This window comes from Bacilli bacterium (assembly GCA_036381315.1).
Lineage (GTDB): Bacteria > Bacillota > Bacilli > Paenibacillales > KCTC-25726 > DASVDB01.
Genome location: DASVDB010000159.1, coordinates 1 through 5,348 on the forward strand (window position 1 = coordinate 1; position 5,348 = coordinate 5,348).

Below are 5,348 nucleotides of genomic sequence, written 5' to 3' on the forward strand. Positions count from 1 at the left end.
TCAATGCGACGACGACGATCAATGCCGTCATCAATTTCATATCGCTCGGTTCCAAACCAACGCGCAGCGCGGCGGCAACGATAAGCCGGTAAAGGATGGCGCCGATCATCGCGGCAAAGGTCGCGCGGATGACGCTCGCATTGCCGAAAATCGCTTCGCCGATAATGACGGAAGCTAGGCCGATCACAATCATTCCGACGCCCATTTGTATATCGGCCGAACCGCTAAATTGCGCCACCAAGGCGCCCGACAAAGCGACCAAGCCGTTGGACAAGCTAACCCCGATCACGATCATCGTATTCGTATTGACGCCGTAACTGCGGATCATCCGGCTGTTGTCGCCGGTGGCGCGAATCGCCAGTCCGATTTCGGTGTGCAAAAACCAGTCGATGATTAGCATGATCAGGACAGCGACAACGGAAAAGACGATCAAATATAAGTTAATGCCGTACGATTTTTGAAATTGTTCAAACGGCGTGATGACGGTATCAACACCCAAAAGCGGAATGTTGGCTCGTCCCATGATGCGGATATTTATGGAATAGAGCGCAATCATCATTAAAATACCGGCCAACAACGCGTTGATTCTGCCGATCGTATGCAATAGCCCGGTAACCGCACCCGCCAGACAGCCACCGATGAAAGCGGCGATGGTCGCGAAGAGCGGCGATTGGCCATGCACAATCATAACCGCCGCGATCGCGCCGCCTGTCGTGAAGCTGCCGTCAACCGTCAAATCGGGGAAGTCCAGCACCCGGAACGTCAAATATACCCCGAGCGCCATGATCGTATATAAAATTCCTAATTCCAATGCGCCCGTGAAAGCCGTTAACATGATGCTTACCTCCGTTTAATAGGCAGAAAGTGACCCAGGCAGGTGCACGCCGGATCACTTTTTCGCAAAAAATTGCCCGCTTATTGCAAAATATCCGTATCCGGATTGGCGACTTTGCTCTTCATCGAATCCGTAACTGTGATGCCCATTTTCTCAGCCGCTTGCAAATTCAACATCAAATCGAGTTTTTCCGGGTAACCGACGGGAATGTCAGCCGGCTTTTTGCCGTTTTGCAAAATATCCACCGCCATTTTGCCGGTAGTGTAACCAAGATTATAGTAATCGACGCTGTATGCCGCAAAACCGCCGCGTTTTACGGAGTCCTTTTCGCCGACAAAGAGCGGCAATTTGTTTTCATTCGCCACTTGAATAACGGACTCAAGCGCTTCAACGACCGTATTGTCGGTCGGCACAAAGATTGCCTGCACGCTGCCTACCAAGGACTCGGCGGCTTGCTTGACTTCGTTTGTATTCGCAGCCGCGGCCATTTTTACCTCGATGCCTTTTGCGCTCAGCACTTCCTTCGCTTTTTCAACCTGCACGACGGAATTCGTTTCGCCGGGATTATAAACGATGCCCATCGTTTTTACTTGCGGGAATTCGCTTTTCACAAAATCCATCAGCTTATCGATAATATTCGGCGGAAAATCGCTTGTGCCCGTAACATTGCCTCCCGGTTTCTCCGGCGAAGCAACCAGCTTGGCGGATACCGGATCGGTAACGGAAGTAAACAATATCGGCACATCCGTTATCGCCTTGGCAACCACTTGCGCCGACGGTGTGGCGTTGGCCAAAATCAAATCAAGGTTGTCGCCTTTGAATTTCTGCGCAATGGTTTGATTTGTCGCAGGGTCCGCCTGGGCGATTTGCAAATCGATTTGCAAATTTTTGCCTTCTTCATATCCGTTATCTTTCAAGGCCGCGATAAAACCGTTCGTAGCCGCATCCAGTGAAGGATGCTCCGCGTATTGGATAATGCCAATCTTGACCGTCTCGGATTTTTCCCCGCCGGAATTATCTCCGTTAGAGTTTTCAACGACGGGTTTATTGCTGTCGGCGTTTTCCCCGCCTGTTTTATTGCCGCACCCTGCTAACGCTACCGATGCCGTTAACAGAACTGCAAGCATAGCCAGCAAAAACACAAACCTGTTCTTCATACCGATCCTCCCCAAATGTAATTCAATGAGAATGAAAAACAATATGCGCTTGATGCGCTTGTCCGCGATGCGCTTATTCGCGCGCTCCCGATTCCCGTTTAACGCGTGCGGGATTTACAGAGTTAAAGCGAAAAAGCGCATTAAATCAGCCTATTCCATCTTAAAACGGTTACAGTGTTCCGTCAATAAAAAAAAGTTGCCGTTCGCTACCACCCCATCCTGTCGCGCAGCGAAGTGATATGAGCCGTATGATGCCGATTATGCCAGGCGCTCATCGCCAACGCCTGATCGAGGCGGGTTACGCCGCCTACGGGATGAATAAATGTTTTCGCGAAATCTTGGGGAGCCATTGCGGCAAAGATCAGCGACCAGCGGGCGATTACGGCCTCCAGTAAGGAAAGCGAAGGCGCTATGGGCGCATGCTTGGAATCGGCCAATTCCCCCCACCGATCCTCGTAATACGGTTTGATCGTCGGCTCATGTTCCGTCAGCGCCAGCTTAAATCGCGTAAAGCTGTGCAAATTGGCGTCTGCTATATGATGGACAACCTGCCTGATCGTCCATCCTTCCGGGCGATACGGCGTATCCAGTTGCGCTTCCGTCAAGCCCGCAAGCGCGGCGCGCACATGTTCGGGCGTCGCTTCGATTTCCTGAATCCATTCCTTGATTTGCTCCGGCGTACCTGTTGTGATCGGTTGAAACTCGCCGATTGGATATCGTATTGCATCCATCCCAACTTCCTCCTCCAATTCGGTTAATGTTATTAAATATAAAGACGGTGAATTATATGCGTTCCGCCACTTCGCGTATTTCGGCAAGCAGATTGTCTGTTGCGCGGTCAAGCAGATCGTAAACCAGGTCAAAATTGCCGGAATACCACGGATCCGGAACATCCTTATCGTCACATTCCGGTAAAAAATCAAGCATAAGGGCGATGCGAGCGGACGTCGGATTGGCATTGAACGAGCGAATGTCGCGCAAATTCCGGCTATCCATGGCGATGATATAATCGAAACGGGAAAAATCGCGGGCATCCAATTTTCGGGCGACAATCCCGGAAAAATCGATGCCGTTTTTCCGCAGAACATTTTGCGTTCCCTTATGCGGCGGTTCACCGACGTGCCAGCCGCCCGTTCCCGCCGAATCGACCGCCACGCGATCCGCAAGGCCCGCGGCGGCCAGTTTGTGGCGCAATATCGCCTCAGCCATCGGCGAGCGGCAAATATTTCCCAAACATACAAAAAGCACGCGAATCATGGGCATAACCTCTGTCTGCTATGGTTTGTACTACATTATAGTCATAAAAATGGCGCAATGGCAAAAAAAAAGACGAACGGACCATGCTTCGTTTGTAAAAAATGATCTGCGGCCACGCATAAGTGCCAAAGCCGGCAACCATAATAACTAAGGTGAAAAAATTTGAATGGAGGTTTTTGACAAATGGCAGCTCATCTAGGCGCACACGAAACGATGGAATTGCACGAGGTGCTCGGTTGCGCGATTGACGGCATCAACCTATTCCAGCTGTACCGGCAGCACGTGACCGACCAGCAATTGCAGCAAATTCTCGACCATCAGCTGCAATTCATGACCGGCGAATATAACAACCTGGTGCAGACATTAAACCAGCAAGGCGGCGGACAAGCGATTCCGTACCGATCGCCAAAAAATTTCACGCCGAAGTACGGGTTAAATAAGCCGGCAACGCAAACGCCCAACGCTTCTCCGCGGGAAATGGACGATCACGATATCGCCAGCGGAATGATGGGATTTCATAAGTCGTCGGCGATCATGAAAATGCACGCCGCGTTGGAATGCGCCAATCCGCAATTGCGCGCCGCCATGCAGCAAGGCTCCATCAATTGTTCCGAACAGGCATACGAAATTTGGCAATACATGAACCAAAAAGGCTTTTACCAGGTTCCCACGATGAAAGAAATGACGACCAACACCGTCATCGGAACATATGGGCAAGCGGGGCAAATGGTCGGGCAATACGGCGAGGCCATGAACATGAACGCAAACCCGATCACGCAATAAATAAAGCGGCGCAACTAACCAAAAAGCCCCCATTCAGGGGGCTTTTACAAATTGCTGGGCACGCTGTCAAGATTCCGGTTGAAGTAAATCGTGACCGCGTTGAGCAGCAAAATGGACATGGTAATGTAAAACACGGAGCGAATGCCGAATAATGCCGCCGCATGGCTTCCCACCAAAGGGCCGACCAAATTTCCCAAAAACATGGCGGACGTATTGAAGCCGTATGCGGTTCCCTGCTTGTTTGGCGGCGACAATTTCTTCACAAGCGCGTTCAACGACGGAATCATCCCGCCGACGAACAAGCCAAGCAAAAAGCGTCCGACCAACAGCACCGTAATATTTCCGGCGAGCGCTTGCGGCAAAAAAGCGGCGGCGGCCATCACAAAAGCTAGCAAAAGGGTTCTGCGCTGCCCGATTTTATCGCTCAACTTGCCTAACGTCGGCGCTCCAAACAAATTGGCCATGCCCGTTATCGCCACGACCAGACCGGCAATAAACTCCAAATGCAGCCCGCTGTAAAGCGTTTTGGCATAGATGGTCACAATGGGCTCGATGCTCATCATCCCGAGCTGGGTAACGAATGAAGCGATGAAGATCGGAATCAGATGCGTCATCGCCTGCCAATCCATCTTTTCTTTCGTTACGGATTTGCGCCGAAGCGATTTGGGCTCTTTTATATAGACAAGCACAATCAAGCTGGCAATGAGCAGCAGTATACCGGTCAAAAAAAAGATCCGATTATAGCCTAACGCTTCCGCCAAAATTCCGCCGATCAAGGGCCCGATCAAGGAGCCGGCGATGCCGCCGGTCTGCAGTGTGCCCAATGCTTTTCCGGCATGCTCGTTTGGCGTAATGACGGCAAGCAAAGCGATGCCCATGGAGATAAATCCGGAGAAAACTCCGTTGATCATCCGAAGCGCCAGCAGCTGCCAAGGCGAAGTGACCAATCCCATCGCGCCGGTGACGATCGCCATGCCAAACCCTGCGCGCAAAAGCATCGCTTTTCGTCCGTACTTGTCGGATAGCGATCCCCATAACGGTTGAAACAAAAACGAAGTGACGAATTGGGCCGAAAATACCCAACCCGACCAAACTTCGACATCCTGCAAATCATGGACGCCCAGAAATTCGATATAATAAGGCAGAAATGGAATGATCAAACTCATGCCGGCGGTAACGGAAAAATTGGCCGCCCATAGGATCCAAAGCGTTTTGCGCCAATCGGAGGGGCCGGTCGCTGTCGGGCTCTTGTTACCGTTTAAACGAGAAGCGATATGCCGCAACAATATAACCCCATTATTTGTCGTTTGCACCTA

General features: G+C 51.2%; 6 protein-coding genes. 1 reads left to right on the plus strand and 5 read right to left on the minus strand.

Annotation, left to right across the window (positions count from 1 at the left end; all coding sequences use genetic code 11):
* The 4 genes from VF260_11725 to VF260_11740 form a co-directional block, all read right to left on the minus strand.
* Nucleotides 1–835, minus strand: an 835-nt coding sequence (locus tag VF260_11725; protein HEX7057845.1) for an ABC transporter permease, incomplete at its 3' end; no start/stop codon positions are given.
* Between the two features lie 80 nt (nt 836–915).
* On the minus strand, nt 916–1,992 hold the full coding sequence (locus tag VF260_11730; GenBank protein HEX7057846.1) for an ABC transporter substrate-binding protein: 1,077 nt from the start codon (nt 1,990–1,992) through the stop codon (nt 916–918).
* A gap of 206 nt (nt 1,993–2,198) precedes the next feature.
* Nucleotides 2,199–2,723, minus strand: a complete 525-nt coding sequence (locus VF260_11735) for a putative metal-dependent hydrolase (protein HEX7057847.1) — start codon at nt 2,721–2,723, stop codon at nt 2,199–2,201.
* A gap of 52 nt (nt 2,724–2,775) precedes the next feature.
* Nucleotides 2,776–3,249 carry a low molecular weight protein-tyrosine-phosphatase gene (locus tag VF260_11740; GenBank protein ID HEX7057848.1) on the minus strand — a complete coding sequence of 158 codons (474 nt, stop codon included), beginning with the start codon at nt 3,247–3,249 and terminating at the stop codon, nt 2,776–2,778.
* A gap of 183 nt (nt 3,250–3,432) precedes the next feature.
* Here VF260_11740 and VF260_11745 point away from each other — a divergent pair, with 183 nt between their 5' ends.
* Complete coding sequence (locus VF260_11745) at nt 3,433–4,032, plus strand: spore coat protein (protein ID HEX7057849.1); 600 nt, start codon at nt 3,433–3,435, stop codon at nt 4,030–4,032.
* 44 nt (nt 4,033–4,076) lie between these two features.
* Here the strand turns inward: VF260_11745 and VF260_11750 are convergent, their stop codons facing one another.
* Nucleotides 4,077–5,315 (minus strand): MFS transporter, encoded by a 1,239-nt coding sequence (locus VF260_11750; protein ID HEX7057850.1) that lies wholly within the window; start codon nt 5,313–5,315, stop codon nt 4,077–4,079.
* Between the last annotated feature and the right edge of the window lie 33 nt (nt 5,316–5,348).

Coding starts and splice junctions, on each gene's coding strand:
- VF260_11730 (HEX7057846.1), bottom strand. CDS start 1,992: ATGAAGAACAGGTTTGTGTTTTTGCTGGCTATGCTTGCAGTTCTGTTA.
- VF260_11735 (HEX7057847.1), bottom strand. CDS start 2,723: ATGGATGCAATACGATATCCAATCGGCGAGTTTCAACCGATCACAACA.
- VF260_11740 (HEX7057848.1), bottom strand. CDS start 3,249: ATGATTCGCGTGCTTTTTGTATGTTTGGGAAATATTTGCCGCTCGCCG.
- VF260_11745 (HEX7057849.1), top strand. CDS start 3,433: ATGGCAGCTCATCTAGGCGCACACGAAACGATGGAATTGCACGAGGTG.